Annotated in this window: 12 protein-coding genes; 9 read left to right on the forward strand and 3 right to left on the reverse strand. The window is 64.4% G+C overall.

Going from position 1 to position 20,819, the window contains the following annotated elements; translation table 11 throughout:
• Window positions 1-253: 253 nt before the first annotated feature.
• The gene (locus tag PFZ56_RS08925) at window positions 254-2,329 is read left to right on the forward strand and encodes an AsmA family protein (protein ID WP_102881990.1); all 2,076 of its coding nucleotides are present in this window, start codon (window positions 254-256) and stop codon (window positions 2,327-2,329) included.
• Between the two features lie 66 nt (window positions 2,330-2,395).
• On the opposite strand, the gene PFZ56_RS08930 is transcribed toward PFZ56_RS08925, so the two are convergent.
• Both PFZ56_RS08930 and PFZ56_RS08935 read right to left on the reverse strand, forming a co-directional pair.
• Window positions 2,396-2,926, reverse strand: a complete 531-nt coding sequence (locus PFZ56_RS08930; protein ID WP_102881989.1) for a bacterioferritin — start codon at window positions 2,924-2,926, stop codon at window positions 2,396-2,398.
• Window positions 2,927-3,047: 121 nt separating this feature from the next.
• Entirely contained in the window at window positions 3,048-3,971 is a 924-nt protein-coding gene (locus tag PFZ56_RS08935) for a LysR substrate-binding domain-containing protein (protein ID WP_170001569.1), read from the reverse strand.
• Between the two features lie 125 nt (window positions 3,972-4,096).
• On the opposite strand from PFZ56_RS08935, the gene PFZ56_RS08940 reads away from it, so the two are divergent.
• The 3 genes from PFZ56_RS08940 (at window position 4,097) to PFZ56_RS08950 (ending at window position 6,062) form a co-directional block, all read left to right on the forward strand.
• The gene (locus PFZ56_RS08940) at window positions 4,097-4,735 is read left to right on the forward strand and encodes an FMN-dependent NADH-azoreductase (protein ID WP_123391281.1); all 639 of its coding nucleotides are present in this window, start codon (window positions 4,097-4,099) and stop codon (window positions 4,733-4,735) included.
• Between the two features lie 12 nt (window positions 4,736-4,747).
• Window positions 4,748-5,053 carry a multidrug efflux SMR transporter gene (locus PFZ56_RS08945; protein ID WP_110650918.1) on the forward strand — a complete coding sequence of 102 codons (306 nt, stop codon included), beginning with the start codon at window positions 4,748-4,750 and terminating at the stop codon, window positions 5,051-5,053.
• A 118-nt stretch (window positions 5,054-5,171) separates the two neighbouring features.
• Entirely contained in the window at window positions 5,172-6,062 is an 891-nt protein-coding gene (locus PFZ56_RS08950) for a triacylglycerol lipase (RefSeq protein ID WP_102881985.1), read from the forward strand.
• A 3-nt stretch (window positions 6,063-6,065) separates the two neighbouring features.
• On the opposite strand, the gene PFZ56_RS08955 is transcribed toward PFZ56_RS08950, so the two are convergent.
• Complete coding sequence (locus tag PFZ56_RS08955) at window positions 6,066-6,971, reverse strand: DMT family transporter (protein WP_170001568.1); 906 nt, start codon at window positions 6,969-6,971, stop codon at window positions 6,066-6,068.
• 96 nt (window positions 6,972-7,067) lie between these two features.
• Between PFZ56_RS08955 and PFZ56_RS08960 the strand changes: the two genes are divergently transcribed.
• From PFZ56_RS08960 to PFZ56_RS08980, 5 genes are all read left to right on the forward strand, one after another.
• Window positions 7,068-7,856 carry a helix-turn-helix transcriptional regulator gene (locus tag PFZ56_RS08960; RefSeq protein ID WP_102862949.1) on the forward strand — a complete coding sequence of 263 codons (789 nt, stop codon included), beginning with the start codon at window positions 7,068-7,070 and terminating at the stop codon, window positions 7,854-7,856.
• A 71-nt stretch (window positions 7,857-7,927) separates the two neighbouring features.
• Complete coding sequence (locus PFZ56_RS08965) at window positions 7,928-8,227, forward strand: PsiF family protein (protein WP_102862950.1); 300 nt, start codon at window positions 7,928-7,930, stop codon at window positions 8,225-8,227.
• A 244-nt stretch (window positions 8,228-8,471) separates the two neighbouring features.
• Window positions 8,472-10,175 carry a ShlB/FhaC/HecB family hemolysin secretion/activation protein gene (locus PFZ56_RS08970; RefSeq protein WP_170001567.1) on the forward strand — a complete coding sequence of 568 codons (1,704 nt, stop codon included), beginning with the start codon at window positions 8,472-8,474 and terminating at the stop codon, window positions 10,173-10,175.
• Between the two features lie 35 nt (window positions 10,176-10,210).
• Window positions 10,211-19,846 carry a hemagglutinin repeat-containing protein gene (locus tag PFZ56_RS08975; protein ID WP_170001566.1) on the forward strand — a complete coding sequence of 3,212 codons (9,636 nt, stop codon included), beginning with the start codon at window positions 10,211-10,213 and terminating at the stop codon, window positions 19,844-19,846.
• Window positions 19,843-20,700, forward strand: coding sequence for a hypothetical protein (locus PFZ56_RS08980; protein WP_110650912.1), 858 nt, complete (start codon window positions 19,843-19,845; stop codon window positions 20,698-20,700). The genes PFZ56_RS08975 and PFZ56_RS08980 overlap by 4 nt, the downstream gene beginning before the upstream one ends.
• Window positions 20,701-20,819: the final 119 nt, after the last annotated feature.

Below are 20,819 nucleotides of genomic sequence, written 5' to 3' on the forward strand. Positions count from 1 at the left end.
TCGGGCTTTAGCGCCGATGGCTTTTGCACCAGGGTGGGTATTTTCGACCCACTCCCGCTTCAGGAAGGGGCGGTTCGAGGTAACACAAAGCTGTCCAAGCGATCAGCAATTCAGGTTTTTTCGCCGCATCGAGCCGCCGGATTAAACCTGCGTGGGCTTTGTCAGTCGTAGTTTTCATGGCCGGTGATTTTCCATCGGCATTTCATCGATGCGTCGCAGTTTGGCGCTCAGTTGTCTTCAGGAGCCTCGTGCAATGACGCGCACTCGTAAAATCCTCGCCTGGTCCGTCGCCAGCCTGATCCTGCTACTGGCCGTGCTGGTGCTGGTGATCGCGTTCTTCGACTGGAACCGCATCAAGCCGACCCTCAACGCCAAGGTGTCCGAGGAGTTGCATCGGCCCTTCGCGATCAATGGCGACTTGTCCGTGGCCTGGCAGCGCGAGCCCGACGAGGGTGGTTGGCGGGCCTGGGTGCCCTGGCCTCACGTAGTGGCCCAGGACCTGACCCTGGGCAACCCGGAGTGGTCCAAGGCGCCGCAGATGGTCAGCCTCAAACGGGTCGAGTTGCGCATCTCGCCCCTGGCCCTGTTGGCCCAGCGGGTCAGCATCCCGCGTATCGATCTGACCGAGCCCGATGCTGCGCTGCAGCGGTTGGCGGACGGTCGCGCCAACTGGACCTTCAAGTTCGACCCGAAGGACCCCGAGGCCGAGCCTTCCAACTGGACGGTGGACATCGGCGCCATCGGTTTCGACAAGGGCCATGTGACCCTGGACGACCAGAGCCTGAAAACCCAGCTTGACCTGCAGGTAGAGCTGCTCGGCAAACCCATTCCCTTCAGCGACATAGTCGGTGAGAGCGAAGCGAAGAAAATCAGTGAAAAAGGCGCCGCGGCCCAAGCCTATGCCTTCGCCCTCAAGGTCAAGGGCCAGTACCACGGGCAGAAGCTCGCCGGCACCGGCAAGATCGGCGGCTTGCTGGCCCTGCAGGACGGGCGCAAGCCGTTTCCACTGCAGGCCCAAGCGCAGATCGGCGACACCAAGGTGGAGCTGCGGGGCAGCCTCACCGACCCGCTGAATCTGGGCGCCCTGGACCTGCGCCTGAAATTGGCGGGCACCAGCCTGGGCAATCTCTACCCGCTGACCGGGGTGACCCTGCCGGACTCGCCGCCCTATGCCACCGACGGCCATCTGACCGCCAAGCTCCGCGACCCGGCGGGTGCGACCTTCAGCTACCAGGATTTCAACGGCAAGATCGGCGACAGCGATATCCACGGCAACCTGACCTACGTGGCCAGCCAGCCGCGACCCAAGCTCAGCGGTGCATTGGTCTCCAACCAGTTGCTGATGAGCGATTTGGCGCCGCTGATTGGTGCCGACTCCAACGCCAAGCAGAAGGCCCGGGGCGGCGAGAGCAAGCAGCCGGCGGACAAGGTGCTGCCGGTGGAGGAGTTCCGCACCGAGCGCTGGCGTGACATGGACGCCGATGTGGAGTTCACCGGCAAGCGCATTGTCCACAGCGCCGAGTTGCCGTTCACCGATCTCTACACGCACCTGGTGCTCAACGACGGCCAGCTCAGCCTGGAGCCCCTGCGCTTCGGCGTGGCCGGGGGCAAGCTGGATGCCCAGGTGCGCCTCAATGGTCACACCACGCCGCTGGAAGGCCGGGCCAGGCTGACGGCGCGCAACTTCAAGCTCAAGCAGTTGTTTCCGACCTTCGAGCCGATGAAGACCAGCTTCGGCGAACTTAACGGCGATGCCGATATCACCGGACGCGGCAACTCGGTGGCAGCCTTGCTGGGCAGCGCCAACGGCGACCTGAAGATGTTGATCAACGATGGCGCCATCAGCCGCAGCCTGATGGAAATCGCCGGGCTCAACGTCGGCAACTATGTGGTCGGCAAGATGTTTGGCGACAAGGAAGTGAAGATCAATTGCGCCGCCGCCGACTTTGGCATCAAGAGCGGCCTGGCTACGTCTCGGCTGTTCGTCTTCGATACCGAGAACGCCATCATCTACATCGATGGCACCGCCAATATGGCCTCCGAGCAACTGGACCTGACCATCACGCCGGAATCCAAGGGGCTGCGCCTGTTCTCCCTGCGTTCACCGCTTTATGTGCAGGGCAAGTTCATCAAGCCCAGTGCCGGGGTCAAGGCGGTGCCGCTGGTGCTGCGCGGTGCCGGGATGGTGGCGTTGGGGTTGATCGCCGGGCCGGCGGCAGGCTTGCTGGCGCTGGTGGCGCCCAGCGGTGACGAGCCCAATCAGTGCGCGCCGCTGCTGCAGCAGATGCGCTCGGGCAAGGCGCCGGTGACGGTCAAGCCGAGCCAGTAGGAAGAATTGGGGCTTCGCGGACAAGCCCGCTCCTGCGGTAGGCAGGGGCGGGCTTGGAGAAGGGGATTACAGGTCGTTGAGGATGTCCGCCATGTCGTCGGCGTGTTCCTCTTCCTGGGCCAGGATCTCTTCGAACAGGCGGCGGGTAGTAGGGTCCTTGTCGCCGATGTACTGGATGATCTCGCGGTAGCTGTCGATGGCGATGCGTTCGGCCACCAGGTCCTCGTAGACCATTTCCTTCAGGGTGTTGCCGGCCACGTACTGGGCGTGGGAGTGCTTGGACAGCAGGTCCGGGTTGAACTCCGGTTCGCCGCCGAGCTGGACGATGCGTTCCGCCAGCTTGTCGGCGTGCTCGGCTTCCTGGGTCGCGTGTTCGAGGAACTCGTCGGCCGCCACGCTGGCCTTGAGGCCGTTGGCCATGAAGTAGTGGCGCTTGTAGCGCAAGACACACACCAGCTCGGTGGCCAGCGATTCGTTGAGCAGCCGCAGCACCTGCTCGCGGTCGGCGTTGTAGCCCTCGGTCACGGCTCCGTTCTCCACGTGTTGGCGGGCCCGTTCGCGCAGGGTGTTCACATCGGATAAATGCTTGTCGCTCATGTCTCTCTCCTGGGGCTAATCCGTTTTGCGCCAGGCTCTCTCGGCCTGATCACTGCCTGGGTTGTGAGTCCCGGGCGTGGCAAAAAGTTTTATCGGATGTGCCCGGTGGTCTGCGCCGGGGTCAACTGCGGGCCAGGGGCGGATGCCCGGCCAGCAGCGCTTCCTGTTGCAGCCACTGGAGGAAGGCCCGCACCGGAGGGTGCCGCTCCCGTCCCGGCACGCAAAGGGCGCTATAGCCCGCGCCGTCCACCTGGACCTCCGGCCGATAGGCTTGCAGCAGGCCGTTGGCCACGCTCTGGGACACCAGGATGTTGCTCGCCAGCACCAGGCCCTGACCGGCAATGGCGGCTTGCAGGGCGTACTGCTCCTCGTCGTAGGAACGGATTGGCAACTGAGCGTCGAGCCAGTTTTCCCCGGCCTGAGTACACCAGGCCTGCCAGCCATCGGCATACAACCTGGAATTGCGCCAATGCACGCTGATCAGGGACGGTGGCTGCTGCCGGGCCAGGGCCACCTGCTGCGGCGCGCCATAGACCGCAAAGCGCTCGTCGAACAGGCACAGGCCATGGAGATTCAGGTAGCCGTCCTGGCTGTAGCGGATCGCGACGTCGATGCTGGCGTCCTGTTGCAGGTCCACCACCTCGCACTGAGTGTCCAGGCGCAGGTTGATGCCAGGGTGCTGGGCGTAAAAGCGCCCCAGGCGCGGCACCAGCCACAGGGCGGCGAAGGCCGCAGTAGTGGAAACGGTCAACTGCGCGGCGCTGGGACTGGGGCGCAGGGTGTCGACGCTCTGGGCCACATCCAGCAGGGCGCCATGCAGGCTGTGGAACAGGCGGCGGCCAGCCTCCGTCAGGCGTACCTGGCGGGGCAGGCGTTCAAACAGTGGCACCCCCAGCCAGTGTTCCAGGCTGCGGATCTGGTGGGACACCGCGGTGGGTGTCACCGACAGGTCCTCGGCAGCGGCCTTGAAGCTCAGCAGGCGCGCGGCGGACTCGAAGGTACGCAGGGCGGTCAGGGGCAGGTGGGCGAACATGACGGGCTCCATGGATGAATTGAGCTCATCCAAGTGAATGTTTGCTCATTTGTGGGTGATTCGCGGTAGCTCTAGCTTTAACGCGGAACATGGCCGGTTTCAAGGCCGTTACAGTCAATTCGTACACGAGAAAACAGATGAGCACAATTCTTGCGATTCACGGCAGCCCACGAGGCGAGCGCTCCCACAGTCGGCGTCTGACCGATGACTTTCTACAAGCCTGGCAACAGGCCAATCCCGGGGCAATCCTGACCCGGCGCGAAGTCGGGCGGGGCTCCTTGCCCCATGTCAGCGAAGCCTTTATCGCGGCGGCGTTTTATCCACAGCCCGAAGCGCGGCCGCTGTCGATGCAGGCGGACCTGGCCTTGAGTGACGAGCTGGTCGGCGAGTTGCTCGGCCATCAGCGCCTGGTGATCTCGGCGCCGATGCACAACTTCAGCGTGCCCAGCGGGATCAAGGCCTGGGTCGATCACATCGTGCGCCTGGGGCTGACCTTCAACACCCAGCTGGACAACGGCGTGGCCCAGTACCAGCCCTTGGTGCAGGGCAAGAAGGTGTTGATCGTCACCAGCCGTGGCGGCGGTGGATTTGGGCCCGGGGGTGAGCATGAAGCGATGAATCACGCCGATCCATGGTTGCGCACGGCCCTGGGATTCATCGGGATCGAGGATGTGACGGTGGTTGCGGCGGAAGGCGAGGAGTCGGCGCCCGAGCGTTTCGCGGAGTCCTGTGGCGAAGCCCGGCAGCGCCTGTTGGCCCTGGCGCAGACCTTCTGAGGAGGCGGCGCCATGGCCTGGATGTTCCTGCTGCTGGCGGCGGCCTTCGAGGTCACGTTTGCCATGGGCATGAAGTATGCCCAGGGCTTTACCCGGCCCTGGCCGTCGCTGCTGACGGTGGTCGCGGCGCTGGGCGGGATCTACTTCCTGAGCCTGGCCATGCGCGAGTTGCCGGTGAGCGTGGCCTACCCGATCTGGACCGCCATCGGTTCCCTGGGCACGGTGCTGCTGGGCTTCATGCTGCTGGGGGAAAGCCTGACGCCAGTCAAGCTGGTGTCGGTGGGGCTGATCGTGGCCGGGGTGGTGGGGCTGAAGTAGCAACTCGGGGCCGGGTTGTCATCGGTTTGTCGCCAAAGCGTCATAGGGGCTGACGACGGCCTTGGTTATGGTCTAGCTTTCAGCCAGCCCCGCCGCCTTCGCACAAGGATGTCCCCGCATGTCCCAAGAGCTTGCCACGCGTTACCCCCTGGTACTGGTGCCCGGCATGCTCGGTTTTGTCCGCCTGCTGCTGTATCCCTACTGGTACGGCATCATTCCGGCCTTGCGCCAAGGTGGCGCCCAGGTGTTTGCGATACAGGTGTCGCCGCTCAACTCCAGCGAGGTGCGCGGCGAACAACTGTTGGCCCAGGTCCAGCGGATCATGGCCGAGACTGGTGCGCCCCGAGTCAACCTGATCGGCCACAGCCAGGGCGCGCTGACCGCCCGTTACGCGGCGGCCAAACGCCCTGACTGGGTCGCCTCGGTGACTTCGGTAGCAGGTCCCAACCACGGTTCCGAACTGGCGGATTACCTGGCACGGCATTCCCCGGCCCACAGCCTCAAGGGGCGTGTCCTGAGCTGGCTGTTGCGGGGTGTCGCGGCCTTGATGACGCTGCTGGAAACCGGCTATCGCGGGCCGAAACTGCCGGTGGATATCCACGCTTCGCATCAATCGCTGACCACCGAGGGCGTGGCCCTGTTCAACCGCCAATACCCTCAAGGGTTGCCGTCCACCTGGGGCGGCCAGGGCGCGGAAGAGGTCGGCGGCGTGCGCTACTACTCCTGGTCCGGCACCTTGCAGCCGGGCAAGACCAATCGCGGACGCAACCTGTTCGACGGCACCAACCGCAGTTGCCGCCTGTTCGCCCGCACCTTCGTCCGCGAGGCCGGCCAGTGCGACGGCATGGTCGGGCGCTACAGCTCGCACCTGGGGCAGGTCATCGGCGACGACTACCCCCTGGACCACTTCGATATCGTCAACCAATCCCTGGGGCTGGTGGGCAAGGGCGCCGAACCGATCCGCCTGTTCGTCGAACATGCCCGGCGCCTCAAGGCCGCCAACCTCTGACCCTCACTGTTGCCCTGTAGCCGCCGGCTTGCCGGCGACCGGCCCCAGCACCCTGGTCCAGCGTTCGGAAAGAACCACCCCGCCCAAGGTCAACAAGCCCCCCACCAAATGGAACCAGGCCAGTTGCTCATGCAGCACCACCGCGGCAATCAGCGCCGTGATCAACGGCAGCAGATTGAAAAACAGCGTGGTCCGGCTTGGCCCCAGGCGCACCACTGCCTGCATCCAGGCCAGGGGCGCGAGCATCGACGCCAGCAGGCAGGCATAGAGCACCAGCGGAATGTTCTGCAGGGTCGGGCCGACCTTGGGTGAGGCCAGGAACAGCGGCAGCAGCACCAGCACCGCCACCAGCACCTGCAGGTACAGCAGCACCAGCGGCGGCAGGCGCAGTTGCCACTTCTTCAGCAAGGTGCTGTAGATCGCATAGGCCAGGGTGGCGATCAGCATCATCGCGTCACCCAGGTTGACCCCGTGTTGCAGCAGCGCGGCGAGGCTGCCGGAAGACACCACCACCAGCACCCCGGCAAAGGACAGCCCGGCGCCTACCAGGGCCCCGGCGGTCAGGCGCTGGCCCAGGGCGGCAATGGCCATGGCCAGGGACATCAGCGGCATCAGGGAAAGAATGATGCCCATGTTGGTGGCCGAGGTCAGGGTCGCGGCGAAGTAGGCCAGGCTTTGATACACGGCCATGCCCAACACCCCGAGGATGAAGATCCGGCCCAGGTTGGGGCGGATCACCGGCCAGTGCCGCAGCACCGGCTTGAGCATGAACGGAGTGAATAGCAGGCCCGCCAGCAGCCAGCGGTAGAAGCCGATCTCTGCCGGGAAGATCGCACCCACTGCGAGTTTGTTGATCACGGTATTGCCGGCCCAGATAAAGATGGCCAGCAGTGGATAAGCGTATTGCATGGAAACAGCCAGACAGTTGATGAGGGCTGATTATCCTCCTGTCCGGATCAATGCCTATACTTCGAACCGGACAACCTGCCCCGACATCCGGACAGCATGAGCAAAAAACACATCGATCTCCTGGATTTCCACGGCCTGCCTGCGCCGGTGTACTTCCGCTATGCCGACTTCGCCGCCGACAGCCACGCCCTGGAGCACCGGCATCCCTGGGGCTGCCTGGAGTATTCGGCCCATGGTGTGATGCGCATGGACATCGCCGGCCGGCGCTTCATGTCGCCGCCACAGTACGCGGTCTGGGTGCCGCCGCAGACGCCCCACAGTTTCTACACTCCGCAACCGATCAACTACCGAGCGGTGCTGCTGGCGCCGGAACTGTGCACGGACCTGCCGAAGCAGGGCAGCACCCTGGCCATCAGCGAGATCCTCAAGGCGATCCTCAAGGACTTCGCCGCCCGGGACGTGCAGATCCCCGAGGGCGAGGCCGACCAGCGTCTGGCCCAGGTGGCGCTGGACCAATTGCGCCAGGCCCCGGTGCAAGACTGTTACCTGCCCTATGCCCGCAACCCCGAGCTGCTGCGGGTACTCCAGGCCCTGCAGGCCGAACCGGGCAACCACCAGCCCCTGGCCCACTGGGCGCAGCAGGCCCATGTCAGTGAACGGACCCTGGCCCGGCAGTTCGTTCGCGAGCTGGGCATGAGTTTCGGCGAATGGCGCCAACGCCAGCGCTTCCTCGCGGCCATCGAGGCCCTGGAAAGCACCCGCAGCGTCCAGGAAATCGCCTTCGACATGGGCTACAGCAGCGCCTCGGCGTTTATCGCGATGTTCCAGCGCCAGGCCGGCTGCACCCCCGAGCAGTACCGCCGGGCCAGCCTGCAGAACAGGTGAAGGTGTAACAGGCTTTGTCTACACTGCGCAGGAGGCCGTGCCCATCGGTGCGGTGACCAGGAGAAAACTCCATGAAGATGTTGCGTATCCCTTTGTTGATGGTGGGCCTGCTGCTTTGCTCCCAAGGTTTTGCCGCCACTGCCCAGCAAAACAAGATGACCACCTGTAATGCCGAGGCCACCGCCAAGGCCCTCAAGGGCGACGAGCGCAAGGCCTTCATGAGCACCTGCCTTAAGGCGGCTCCGGCGGCAGCAGCGACACCTTCCACGCCCCAGGAAAGAATGAAATCGTGCAACGCCACCGCCACTGCTCAGGCCCTCAAGGGCGATGCGCGCAAGGCGTTCATGAGTGATTGCCTGAAGAAAAAGTGAGCCTGAATCGATGGGACCAAGGTCACCGGGCTGGCACAGGGCCTTGGTTCGCATCGAGGTTTACGATTTCAAGATCACAAAAAATCTTTTATTTCAATGAGATAAATCAGAAAGATACCGCTCGTCGCTTTTTTTTAATGTAATAAATTTTACATTTAGACTTTATCCCCTTCGAAAACAGGTGCCGGGATGCACCGCGCGGCCGCTCTAGTACCGGCGTCTGCGACTCAAGGGAATGGAAGGCATGTCGCGTTTTGGCTGTTTCAGGCCTGTCGTAGCGTTTTGTGCTTTGTTCGGCTCGTTTGCCCTCACCGCCGCCCCGCTGCAGACGCCGGGTGACCGCGATCTGATCCGTGATCGCCAGCAGCAGTTGCTGCAAGAACAGCAAAAGCGCCTCGACGAACTGCAGCAACTGCCCGGCAAGACCCTGCCCCCCGAGCCTGCTCCGCAACCTGGCGAGCAGCGCTGTTTCACCATCAAGACCGTGGTCCTCAAAGGCGCCGAACACCTCTCGGCGGCGGATCAGGAGCGCCTGGTGGCGCCCTATCGCGACCAGTGCCTGTCGGTGGCGCAGATCAACACCCTGCTCAAGGCCATTACCCACCACTACCTGCAACAAGGCTATGTCACCACCCGCGCCTACCTGCCTGCCCAGGAGCTGGCGTCGGGGCAATTGATCATCGTCATTGTCGAAGGTCGCCTGGAAAGCCTGGACAGCTCGGCCCTGGCCAGTTCCCGGGAGCTGGCCATGGCCTTTCCCGGCACCACCGGCGAAGTGCTGAACCTGCGGGAACTGGAGCAGTTGGTGGACCAGCTCAGCCGCCTGCCTTCGCGCCAGGTCGAGCTGGAACTGTCACCGGGGGAGGCACTGGGGGACAGCCATGTCGGGCTCAAGGGCCAGCGCCTGAAACCCTGGCGCGTCTCGGCCACCCGCAACAACAGCGGCGACAAAAGCACCGGCGAGCAGCAAATGGGCCTCGGCCTGGACTGGGACAGCCCCCTGGGGCTGGCGGATCAATTGAGCCTGCGGGCCAACCAGGACGCGGTCAGCGATCGCTGGCGCCATTCCGACAATCAGAGCCTGTTCTACAGCCTGCCCTGGGGCTGGTGGACTTTTAGCTACGCCTACAGCCAGAGCTACTACCGCACTCGCAATGACAGCACCGGCTTCGACTTCACCATGGACGGCGAAAGCAAGAACCAGCAGTTGCGCGCCGAGCGTGTGTTGCACCGCGACAACCTGAGCAAGACCGGGATGAGCCTGGGGCTGAGCCAGCTGCGCACGCGCAACTACATCGACGACAACCTGATCGACGTCTCCAGCAACCGCATCACCGAAAGCCAGTTGGGCTTCAACCACGGGCGGCGCATCGGCAATGCCCTGGTCAACGCCGACATCGGCTGGCAGCAGGGCATCGGCGCGCTGGACGCCCAGGGCAGCGGCAACCCTCACGGCAGCGAGCCGGTCTCGCGCTACAACAAGTACAGCCTGACCCTGAGCTACCTGCAGCCCTTTCGCCTGTGGAACGAGAACTTCAGTTTCGACAGCCTGGCCACCGGCCAGCGTAGCGAGGACGTGCTCTTCAGCCCTCAGCGCATCAGCCTCGGCGGGCTCAATTCGGTGCGCGGCTTCCAGGACCAGACCCTCTCCGGCAACAGCGGCGGCTACTGGCGCAACCAGCTGCGCTGGCGCCGTGCCGTGACCTGGCAAGCGCTGCAACCCTTTGTCCAGGAATACGGCCTGGCCTTTGCTTATGACGTCGGGGTGATCAAGGGCGATCGCTACAACCATGACGCCAAGGGCCGCATGAGTGGCAACGCCATCGAACTCAACGCCCGTGGCCAGTACCTGGCCGCGTCAGTCAGCTTCGCGCGCTCCCTGGAGCGACCCGACATTATCGAGAGACGAGAGCATCCGGTGTACGTGCGAGTAGACCTGTTCTTCTGACCCGACCCAAACGCTAGTGGATGGATGATTCGTATATGGACGTACGCAAGCCCTTTGCCCAATGCATTGCCCTGTCGTTGTCGGGGATCCTGTTTCTCAATCCGATCATCAGCGTCGCCGCCGGCCTGGCCCTGGACCCGGCCGCCGGGGGCAATGCCAGCATCGGCGCGGCGGGCAACGGCGTCCCCATCGTCAACATCAATGCGGCCAATGGCAGCGGCTTGTCCCACAACAAGTTCAGCGAATACAACGTCGGCAGTAACGGCCTGATCCTCAATAACGCCACCGGCTCGACCCAGAGCACCCAGCTGGGCGGCTACATCATCGGCAACCCCAACCTCAAGGGGCAGGCGGCGCAGGTCATCCTCAACGAAGTCACCGGCAGCAACCGCAGCAAGCTGGCGGGGTACACCGAGGTGGCCGGTCAGGCTGCCCGAGTGATCGTCGCCAACCCCCATGGCATTACCTGCAACGGTTGCGGCTTCATCAACACCCCGCGCGCCACCCTGACCACCGGCAAGCCGATTATCGAGGGTCAGAAGCTCGATCGCTTCCAGGTCGATGGCGGCGATATCAGCATTGAAGGTGCCGGCCTCAACGCCAGCAATATCGATCAGTTCGACCTGATCACCCGCAGCACCAAGCTCAACGCCAACCTGTATGCCAAGAACCTCAACGTCATCACCGGGCGCAACGACGTCAAGGCCGATGACCTGAGCGTCACCGCCCGGGACGCCGATGCCAGTGCCAAGCCGGAACTGGCCATCGACAGTGCGGCCCTGGGAGGCATGTACGCCGGGGCCATCCGTCTGGTGGGCACAGAGAAGGGCGTGGGTGTGAACATGTCGGGGGAGATGGCGGCCAGCACCGGTGACATCCAGATCGATGCCAACGGCAAGGTCACGGTGGCCGGCATGGGCGCCAACCAGGCGATCGCGATCAAGGCCCAGAGCATCGACCTCAAGGGCAAGGCCTATGCCGGGACCGAAGCGACCCTGCAGGCCAAGGAGCAGATCGAGGTGGGCACCAGTCTGGCGGCCCGGGATCAGGTGCGGGTGGTGGACACCGGGCAACTGGTCAACCACGGCATCATCGAGGCCGGGGTCAACAGCGACAACAGCCGCAACGATCAAGGCGTGGTCAAGCTGAACGCCGACAACCTGGAAAACCGCGGCGATGTGCTGGCCAGCCGCTCTCTGCAACTGACCGCGCGGCAGACCCTGAGCAACCAGAACGGCGTGATCCAGGGGCCCAAGGTCGAGGTCAAGGCCGCACGCCTGGTCAACCAGGGCGGGCAGGCCCGAGTGCTGGCGCACAATGAGCTGGTGCTTACCACCCCGGCCATTGCCAACCTGGAAGGCCTGATCCGCTTTGGCGACCGGCAGGCGGCAACCCTGACCCTCGACAGCCTGAACAACAACGGCGGACGCCTGGAAGTGGCGGGTGCCGACCTGACCCTCAACGCCCGTGAGGTCAGTAACCAGAAGGGTTCGATGGTCGCCGACCAGGTTGCGATCAGCGCCCAGCGGCTGGACAACCAGCAGGGCCTGATCGGGGCCAGCCAGGGCAGCGCCACGTTCAAGGTCAGCGAGCAGTTGAACAACAATGGCGGCCGGCTTCAGGCCCAGACCCTGCTGGAAACCCAGGGTGGGGAGTTGCTCAATCAGGGCGGCAAGCTGCTGGCGGACCAGATCAAGGTGACCGGCAAGCGCCTGGATAACAGCCAGAAGGGCCTGATCAGCGCCGAGAAGGGCGCACTGCAAGTGAGCCTCGATCAGGACCTGGCCAATGCCGATGGCAAGTTGCAGGCCACTTCGCTGCTGAACCTCAAGGCCGGCAGTGTGGACAACCGCGGCGGTACCCTGATCGCCCCGCAACTGACCCTCAACAGCAGCGGCAAGCTCGGCAACCAGGGCGGCACTCTCACCGCCGACGCGCTGGAGCTGCACACCGCGGACATCGACAACCAGAGCGGCCTGCTGCAGGGCAAGGACAACCTGCTGCTGGACGCCCGGGACCTGGCGAACAACCAGGGCCAGGTCATCGGCAACGTGCTGAGCGCCAACCTCGACAGCCTCAGCCAGAACCAGGCCGGGGTGTTGAGCGCCGAGACCGGCAAGCTCACGCTGACGGTCAAGCAGCACCTGAACAATGCCCTGGGCCACCTGCAGGCCAAGACCGGTGACGTGCAGATCGTCTCGGGCAGCCTGAACAACCAGAGCGGTGTGGTGGTGGGCAATCACTTGCTGCTGACCAACACCGGCCTGCTGGATAACCGTGGTGGGCAATTGGCCGGTGATCAGTTGACCGTCAGCACCCAGCGTCTGGACAACCAGGCGTCGGGCCTGCTGGCGGCCGGCAGCGATGGCCTGCAGTTGACCTTGACGGCTGACGGCGCGGCACCGGGGCAACTGCTCAACAGCCAGGGGCGCCTGCAAAGCGATGGGCACCTGCAGATCAACGGCGGTCAACTGAACAACAGTGGCGGTGTGCTGCTGGGCCGCAGCGTCGGGCTCGATACCTCCGGCCTCGACAACAGCGCGAAGGGCGCGGTGGTGGCCAGCCAGGGGGCGCTGGATCTGAAGCTCAACCACGGCGCACTGAACAACAACGCCGGGGTCATCGACGCCGGTGAACAGGCGCTGCGGGTGACCCAGGGCGGGCAATTGGACAACCAGGGCGGCACCCTCAAGGGCAAGCGCCTGGAGGTTGCGGGTACAGCCCTGGATAACCGCCAGGGACAACTGCTGGCCGGCAGCGACGGTTTGAACCTGGTGGCCGGCGGCCTGAACAACGCCCAAGGGATGATCCTGGCCAAGGACGGCCACGGCGAAGTGGCGCTGGGCCAAGGCACTCTGGACAACCGTGGAGGCACCCTGCAGGGCGCGACCCTGGGAGTCACTGCCGGGGCTGTGGATAACAGTGCCCTGAACGGCAAGGCCGGACTGATCAGCAGCCAGGCCGGAGCGCTCAAGCTGGTGGTCGATCGCCTCACCAACCAGGCGGGCAAGCTCTACGCCAATGGCCTGCTCAGCAGCACCGGGCAGACCCTGGACAACCGCTTTGGCGGCGAAGTCAGCGCCCGGCAGTTGGACTTGAACGTGGCGGCCAACCTCTACAACCAGGGCGGGCTGCTGGAGTCGGGCAACTCACTGCTGCTGGTGGGCGGCAACCTGGACAACAGCGCCGGGGGCCGGGTACGGGCACTGGCTGGCGAGCAAAGCCGGATTACCCTGGGCGGCGTGCTGAACAACCAGGGCGGCACCCTGGCCCTGGGCTCCAGCGCCTTTGCCCTGAATGCCGGACAGCTGAACAACATCGGCGGCAGCATCGAGCACGCCGGCAGCGGCTTGTTCAAACTGGACCTGGGGGCGCTGTCCGGCTTCCAGGGACGGATCACCGGCCTGGGCCGTGGCGACTGGGATGTGGCTGCGGTGGATCGCAGCGGTCTGATGCAACTCAACGGTACGCTGGACCTGAGCACCGGGGGCGACCTCAACCTGAATGCCGGCGACCGCATCGCCAGCGCCAGCGGCCTGCGAGTGGGCGCGGCGACCCTGAACAACGCCGGGGAGCTGGCCAGTGACGGTTACCTGACCCTGGACCTGGGGGGCAACCTGAACAACAGCGGCCTGCTGTCGTCCCGGGGCAAGCTCACGGTGGGGGCCGGCGACCTCAACCAGTACGGCGGTCGTATCGCCAGTGGCGGCGACAGCGAACTGAACCTGCGCGGCACCCTGGACAACCTGGGGCGCCTGATCGCCAGCCAGAATCTCTATGTGTCCGCGGCGCAGATCAACAACCGCGGCACCCTCGGGGCCCTGGGGCAGATGCAACTGCGCTCCGGTAACGGCATCACCACCTCGGCCGACACCCTGATCTACAGCGGCGGCGACATGCTCCTGCGGGGCAATACTCTGAGCAACAGTTATGGCGATCTCTACAGCGCCGGCAACCTCAGTTTTGCCGCCCTCGACGGTGGCCGCGCGGCCCTGCTGAGCAACCGCTCCGGGACCATCGAAAGCGAGGGCGACATGAACCTCAACGTGGCGTTGCTGCAAAACGCCATGGACAAGTACCAGGTCGGCGAAACCATCACCCAGCGCAACATCGTGATCAATTGCACCGACTGTTCCGGCGATCACCACACCGCCACTTACATCGTTAACACCACCTATGAAGGCACCATGGGCGAGCACTCCGCCGGTGCCCGCCTGGTGTCCAACCGTGACCTGACCATCAATGCCGACACGGTGGAGAACGACCAGAGCCTGATCGCCGCCAACCGCGATGTTTCCATTACGGCCAACAATCTCTACAACCGCGGCCTGACCCTGGACAAGCGGGTCGACAGCATCAGCTATTTCCTGCATGGGGTTTCCCAGGGCGCGTTCCGCGCCGCGGAGCGGGCGACCCTCGCCTGGAACGCTGCCAACGCCAATCGCGCGCCGGGCCAGCAGGACCCGTTGCCGACAGAGGTGACCCAGTACCCGATCTACGAACCCGCCAGCCACACGGTGATCACTCCGGGCACCCAGACTGCCTACGCTTCCACCTTGCAGGCCGGCCAGCGCCTGCACCTGCAGGTCAGCGGCACTATCGAGAACGGCGTGCAGACCGAACAGAGCCGCGCCCAGCTCACCGGGCAGACGCTCCAGAACAACCTGGCCCAGGTGGGCGGCCAGGTGATTACAGTCAACGCGCAAAGCTCCGCCGCTGCCAATCAGGTGGCCAAGGATGTGCAGCGCATCGAAAAGGTCGCCGCCGACGGCACTACCCAAGTCAGCTTCGTGCCGGTGGACTTCTCCGGCGTACCGTTCGCTGCCGTGGACCCGACTTCTCTGTCGAGTTTCCGCGTACCCCAGGGCGAGTACGGCCTGTTCGTCAAGAGCCAGAATCCCCAGGGCCGCTACCTGATCGAGACCAACCCGACCTTCACCGACCTGTCGCGCTTCATGAGTTCGGACTACATGCTCGGCCACCTCAACTACAACACCGACCAGACCTGGCGCCGGCTGGGCGACGGCCTGTATGAAACCCGCTTGATCCGCGATGCGGTGCTGGCCCAGACCGGGCAGCGCTTCCTCGCGGCGGGGCTGACCAGTGATTACGACCAGTATCGCTATCTGATGGACAACGCCATCGCTTCCAAGGACCAGTTGCAGCTCAGCGTCGGCGTGTCCCTGACCCCGGCCCAGGTGGCCTCGCTGACCCACGACATCGTGTGGATGGAAACCCGCGAAGTGCAGGGCGAGAAGGTGCTGGTGCCGGTGCTGTACCTGGCCCAGGCGGAAACCCGCAACCTGCGCGGCGGCAGCCTGGTGCAGGGGCGCGACATGACCCTGATCGCCGGTGGCGACCTGAGCAACGTCGGCACCCTGCGGGCCAGCAACGACCTGAGCGTGAATGCCGGCGGCAGCCTGTACCAGGGTGGCCTGATCGAAGCCAACGAGCGGGTCAGCCTGATGGCCCAGGACAGCGTGCGCAACGCCCTGGCCGGGGAGATTCGCGGCAATCAGGTCAGCGTCACTTCAATCAAGGGCGACATCATCAACGACCGCACCGCGGTGGCCGTCGGCTACGGCTCGGGCAGTCGCACCATCCTTGACCAGGGCAGCCAGATCACCGCGCGCCAGCAGCTCGACCTCAGCGCCGGCCGCGACCTGAGCAACCTCGGTCAGCTCGCCAGCGCCGGGGATGCCAAGCTCAGCGCTGGTCGTGACATCGATTTACTGGCGGTGCAGGACCATACCTTCACCCAGAGCGCGATCCGTCGCGGCCTGGTGACCCACGACACGGTGCAGACCCTGGGCTCCAGCGTGACCACCGGCGGCAACCTGCAACTCAATGCCGGGCGCGACCTGGCGGTGGTGGCGAGCAAGGTTGATGCCGGCCATGACCTGTCCCTCAACGCCAAGCGCGACATCGTCATCGCCTCGGCCCAGGACGAGCAGTCCTCGACTTCCTACCAGAAGAAGAAAGGTTCCTGGGGCAAGAGCAAGACCACCCAGAGCGCCGACTCCTCGACCACCAACGTGGCCTCCGAGATCAGCGCCGGGCACGACCTGATGGTCAACGTCAGCCAGGACCAGGACGGCCGCATCAGCCTCAACGGCGGGCGCGACGTCACTGTGGTCGGCAGCCAGCTCAAGGCCGGCAACGACCTGCTGGTGGGCGCCACCCGGGATGTCAGTGTGGTGTCGGCCCAGGAGCAGCAGGACAGCGCCTACAGCCAGAAGAAGAAAGGCAGCTTCGGCCTGAACAAAAGCGGCAACAGCCGCACCTCCAGCAGCACCACCCAGGTGGGCAGCGAGCTGAGTGCCGGCAATGACGCGGTGGTGATCGCAGGGACCAACGTCAACCTTTCGGCCAGCTCCATCGAGGCCAAGCGCGATGCCGAAGTGCGCGCCGGGCTGATCGACAAGAACGGCGACATCAACCTGATGGATGCGGCCAACACCTCCAGCAGCCAGAGCGAGAAGTACAAGAGCAAGGTGGGGCTTTCCAGTTCCGGCAGCTTCACTTCGATTGCCTCGGCGAAGAAGTCGGGGCAGGAAAACACCCAGTCCCAGAGCGTTGGCAGCGTGGTCAGCGGCGGGCGTGACACCACCCTGCAGGCGGCCCGCGACGTCAACATGATCGGCAGCACGGCGGCGGCCGAGCGCAACCTCAACGTGGGGGCGGGCCGCGACGTCAACGTGCTGGCCGGCAGCAACAGTTCGGACCAGAGCAACTGGAAATCCGAGAAGCATGTGGGGCTGTCCCTGGAGAGCGATCGTAACGGCGTCACCGCGTTCCTGGGCAGCGAAGCCCTCAAGCAGAAGTCGCGCAATGCCGAGCAGACAGTGGCGCCGAGCCAGTTGCTGGCCGGGCAGGATGCAACCATCAAGGCCGGGCGTGACCTGACCCTGGAAGGCTCGCGGGTGGATGCCGGGCGCGATATCAACCTGCAGGCCGGGCGCGATATCAGCATCGATGCCGGCAAGCAAACCTCGATCGAGGAACGCAGCAAGAGCCGTGACCGCAATGGTCTGACGGTCAACGTCAGCCACAACTACGGCAACACCATGGATGCGATCAAGGGCACCGGCAAAGGCGAGGACAACACCAGCAAGGCCTCCAGCGTGCTGAGCACCGTGGATGCGATCAACCAGTTCACCTCGGGCCCGACCACCGCGACCCACTTCGGCACGGCCAGCCAGTCCAGCAGTTCGCGCCAGGAAGTGCACAGCAACAGCCCAGCCAGCCTCGGTGCCGGACGGGATATCAGCGCCGTGGCCGGCAATGACATCAACATTCGTGGCGGTCAGTTCGACGCCGGGCGCGACATTACCCTGGTGGGGCGCGACATCAATGTGGATGTGGCCCGCGGCTCGATTTCCGAAGAGAGCAAGAGCGCCCGCAGCCAGGGCGGCATCAACGGCCAGAGCGGCGGCGGCAGCGCCCGTGCCGGTATCGGTGGTAGCAACGGTGTGGCCAGCGAGCAGATGAGCCAGGGCACCAATACTCCGTCGGTGTTCCTCGCCGGGCGCGACGTCAGCCTTGAGGCGCGCAACAACCTGACCCTGATCGGAACCCAGGTCCAGGCCGGGCGCGATATCGACCTGGGGGCCGGTAACGACCTGACCATCCGCGCTGCGCAGAACGATTCCAGCAGCGAGTCCAGCCGTCACAGCGGCGGAGGCGAAGTGGGCCTGGCGGTGGGTGGCAAGGACTTCATCTCGGTCTATGCCAGCGTCGACATGGGCAAGGGCCAACTGGACCGGGACAACCAGCGGCAACAGAACGCCAACCTGGTGGCCGGCGACCAGCTGCGTTTCAGCAGCGGCAAGGACACGACCATTGCCGGCGCCACCCTGCGCGGCGGAGAAGTCATCGGCCGGGTGGGCGGCGACCTGACCGTGTCCTCGGTGCCGGACACCGGCAAGGTCAGCGGCAAGGAACTGGATGCCAGCGTCACCGTGAGCATCGGCCTGGGCGGCGGTGGCAGCGTCAGCGGTTCCCTGGGCGTGGGCAAGACCACCGGCACGACCAACTGGGTCCAGGAGCAGACCAGCATCACCGGCAAGAACGGTGTCGACATCCGCACCGAGAAGCACACCCAGCTCGATGGCGCGCTGGTCGCCGCCGACAACGGCAACCTCAAGCTGGACACCGGCACCCTGGGCTTCCGCGATATCTCCGGCCAGGACAAGGAGCACAGCTACTACGTCAACGCGGGCGGCACCTTTGGCTGGGGCGGCGGCGACGGCGCCAAGTCCACCGGCGGCAAGGAGGTGGCCTTCACCAATGACAAAAGCCAGGAAGGCAAGGGCAAGACCGGGGCTTCGGGCTGGAGTGTCAGCGGCTATGACTACCGCAAGGAGCGTGAACAGGAAGTGCGCGCCACGGTGGGCGCGGGCACCATCACCGTGCGCAACGACGCCAAGACCGGCGCCGACTCCACGGCGGGCCTGAACCGTGATCCGTCACGGGCCTACGAGATCACCAAGGACAAGGAAAAGCGTACCGATCTGTATGTGTCCCAGTCGTCCCTGGACGCGGTGAGCCATCCGTTGCAGACCCTCAATCAATGGGCCCAGGGGATCAAGGACTATGGCAAGAATGCGTCCGCAGCGTTCACCCAGTACGGCGATCTGACCCAGGCCGCGGACAAGGCCCTGGCCGACAACCCGGCGCTGGCGCCTTTGGCCTGGATACCGGGCTTCCTGCAGAAAGCCATGGACGAGTCGGCCTTCTACACCGGCGGCGTAATACCGGGCGTCGTCAGTCATGGTGGCGTGGTTACCCAAGTCCCGGCGCTGCTCACGGGGGACATGAGCTTCTATCGTGTGCAGATGGAGTACAAAAAGGATGCCAATGGAAAAGTCTTTATCGACCCGGAATCGGGCAAGCCGGTCCTGGATGTGGACGCCACACGCAACAGTTTGCAGAACTTGCTGACACCCGACGGTAACGCAGCGGTGTTCACCAACGGGATCCAGAACTCGCTGGATGCGGCGCTGGTCAACGGCGGCATGCAGACCGGCAAGGACAGCTTCATCCAGGCCTATAACCCTGAGCATGGCTTCCTGGGTGACCTGGTGGAGTCCTTGTGGGATGTGATGCTCGGCGGTGCCGTGCGTTCAGGGAACGCCCGGCAGCTCAATGATTTCCTCGGCGCCGGGCTCGACCAGGGCAACAAGCTGGATGTATTCGGCCACAGCCAGGGCGGCTTGCTGACGTACCGGGCCATTGCCGGACTCAACTTCAATGCCAATGGCAATGCGGGTAGCATCCAGCTGTCGGGCGCGCCCGTCGCTTCGACGGACTTCTTCCAGGCGGCCAAGAATGCCGGGTTCGACATCAGTGAAGGGGCGTTCTTCCAGGTCAACCGGCCGACCTCGAGCATGTTCTTCAATACGTTGCCGGTGACCGATACGGTGTCCGACTTGCTGGGGCTCAATGCGTGGCGCTCGTCCGATACGGTTGCCCGATTCTTCGGGGCCGCGGCTACGTCAGGCAAGCTGTTGGCCGCGGACAGTCCTCACTCCAACTACTTGTGTGTGGCCAAGGACATTTGTGGCGGAGCCAGCAGCGGGTTGCAAGAGACCTTCAAGAACAGCAACAAGTACATCGTCCCGACCTTGATCGATCAGCACGGCAACGACAAATTACTGGGCTCGCAATGAAGGCTGCACAGATAGCGCTGATCGTTCTGACCTGTGGGGTGCTGCCGGCGTGCGGCGGCCCACCCCTGGTCTATGAAAATGCTCGTCTGGATTCCCGCATGCTGTGCCAGGAGGGGGCGAAGCGGGTCACCCTGATGCAGCGTTACTCCTTCGACCTGCCCGAGCCTTATCGGCATGCGCCGTGTGGCACCGTCACCGGCGGCTTTGACTATGAAAAGGGCCGTGACGCGCTGTCGGTCGGCACCTCCGGAACCTTCTCCTACGGCACTACCGAGGTGACGGCTGCGGCACTGTACATGCGGGTCAACAGCTTTCTCGATGGTCGCGCGGATGGGCTGCTGTATCCCCGCCAGGCCTTTCTGGATGATCTGCTGGCCAGGCAGGCGCTGCCTTCCCATAGCGGAGTCAAGCCCAGCAGCCTGCAGTGGGTGACTGTGCAGGGCTATCAATGCCTGCGCGCCTACGAGCGCTGGGAAGGGACCGCAGTGGGCATTCTCGAAGACAAGGTCAAGTACTGGTGCTGGGAGCAGGAGAGCGGCCTGCAGCAGCCGTTCTACGTGCATGCCGGCCAGCGCCTGCCCTTGGGAAGCAAGGGCTACGACCTGGATCAGGTGTTCATCCTGCCGTTCTTCCAGAGCCTGAAGATCAACCCATTGCCGGCACCGCTGCTGGCCAAGGCCCGGGCCGATCTTCAAGGGTTCTGTGCCCATGTCAAATCGCGCTACGACCAGAACCTGAGATGGGGCGATGACTACCCCGACAAGCGCCTGACCCTGACTCACCTGCATTACTGCGGTTACAACGTGCCGCTGCCCGACCTTTCAGCCCCGGTGCCTCAGGCCAAAAGCGACTGAACCTTCGCCTGTCACAAGACTCAAGTACCCATGTAAGCCCATGCCCTTGGGGCGCCTGCCACTATTCCTCCGGGGTGAAGGCTGGCAGACTGCCGGTCTTTTCCCGCTGTTTGTCTTGA

Source organism: Pseudomonas danubii (genome assembly GCF_042980055.1).
Taxonomy (GTDB): domain Bacteria; phylum Pseudomonadota; class Gammaproteobacteria; order Pseudomonadales; family Pseudomonadaceae; genus Aquipseudomonas; species Aquipseudomonas danubii.

Bases quoted from the DNA above. Each gene is read 5' to 3' on its own strand.
- PFZ56_RS08925 (WP_102881990.1), top strand. From the start codon at position 254: ATGACGCGCACTCGTAAAATCCTCGCCTGGTCCGTCGCCAGCCTGATC.
- PFZ56_RS08930 (WP_102881989.1), bottom strand. From the start codon at position 2,926: ATGAGCGACAAGCATTTATCCGATGTGAACACCCTGCGCGAACGGGCC.
- PFZ56_RS08935 (WP_170001569.1), bottom strand. From the start codon at position 3,971: ATGGAGCCCGTCATGTTCGCCCACCTGCCCCTGACCGCCCTGCGTACC.
- PFZ56_RS08940 (WP_123391281.1), top strand. From the start codon at position 4,097: ATGAGCACAATTCTTGCGATTCACGGCAGCCCACGAGGCGAGCGCTCC.
- PFZ56_RS08945 (WP_110650918.1), top strand. From the start codon at position 4,748: ATGGCCTGGATGTTCCTGCTGCTGGCGGCGGCCTTCGAGGTCACGTTT.
- PFZ56_RS08950 (WP_102881985.1), top strand. From the start codon at position 5,172: ATGTCCCAAGAGCTTGCCACGCGTTACCCCCTGGTACTGGTGCCCGGC.
- PFZ56_RS08955 (WP_170001568.1), bottom strand. From the start codon at position 6,971: ATGCAATACGCTTATCCACTGCTGGCCATCTTTATCTGGGCCGGCAAT.
- PFZ56_RS08960 (WP_102862949.1), top strand. From the start codon at position 7,068: ATGAGCAAAAAACACATCGATCTCCTGGATTTCCACGGCCTGCCTGCG.
- PFZ56_RS08965 (WP_102862950.1), top strand. From the start codon at position 7,928: ATGAAGATGTTGCGTATCCCTTTGTTGATGGTGGGCCTGCTGCTTTGC.
- PFZ56_RS08970 (WP_170001567.1), top strand. From the start codon at position 8,472: ATGTCGCGTTTTGGCTGTTTCAGGCCTGTCGTAGCGTTTTGTGCTTTG.
- PFZ56_RS08975 (WP_170001566.1), top strand. From the start codon at position 10,211: ATGGACGTACGCAAGCCCTTTGCCCAATGCATTGCCCTGTCGTTGTCG.
- PFZ56_RS08980 (WP_110650912.1), top strand. From the start codon at position 19,843: ATGAAGGCTGCACAGATAGCGCTGATCGTTCTGACCTGTGGGGTGCTG.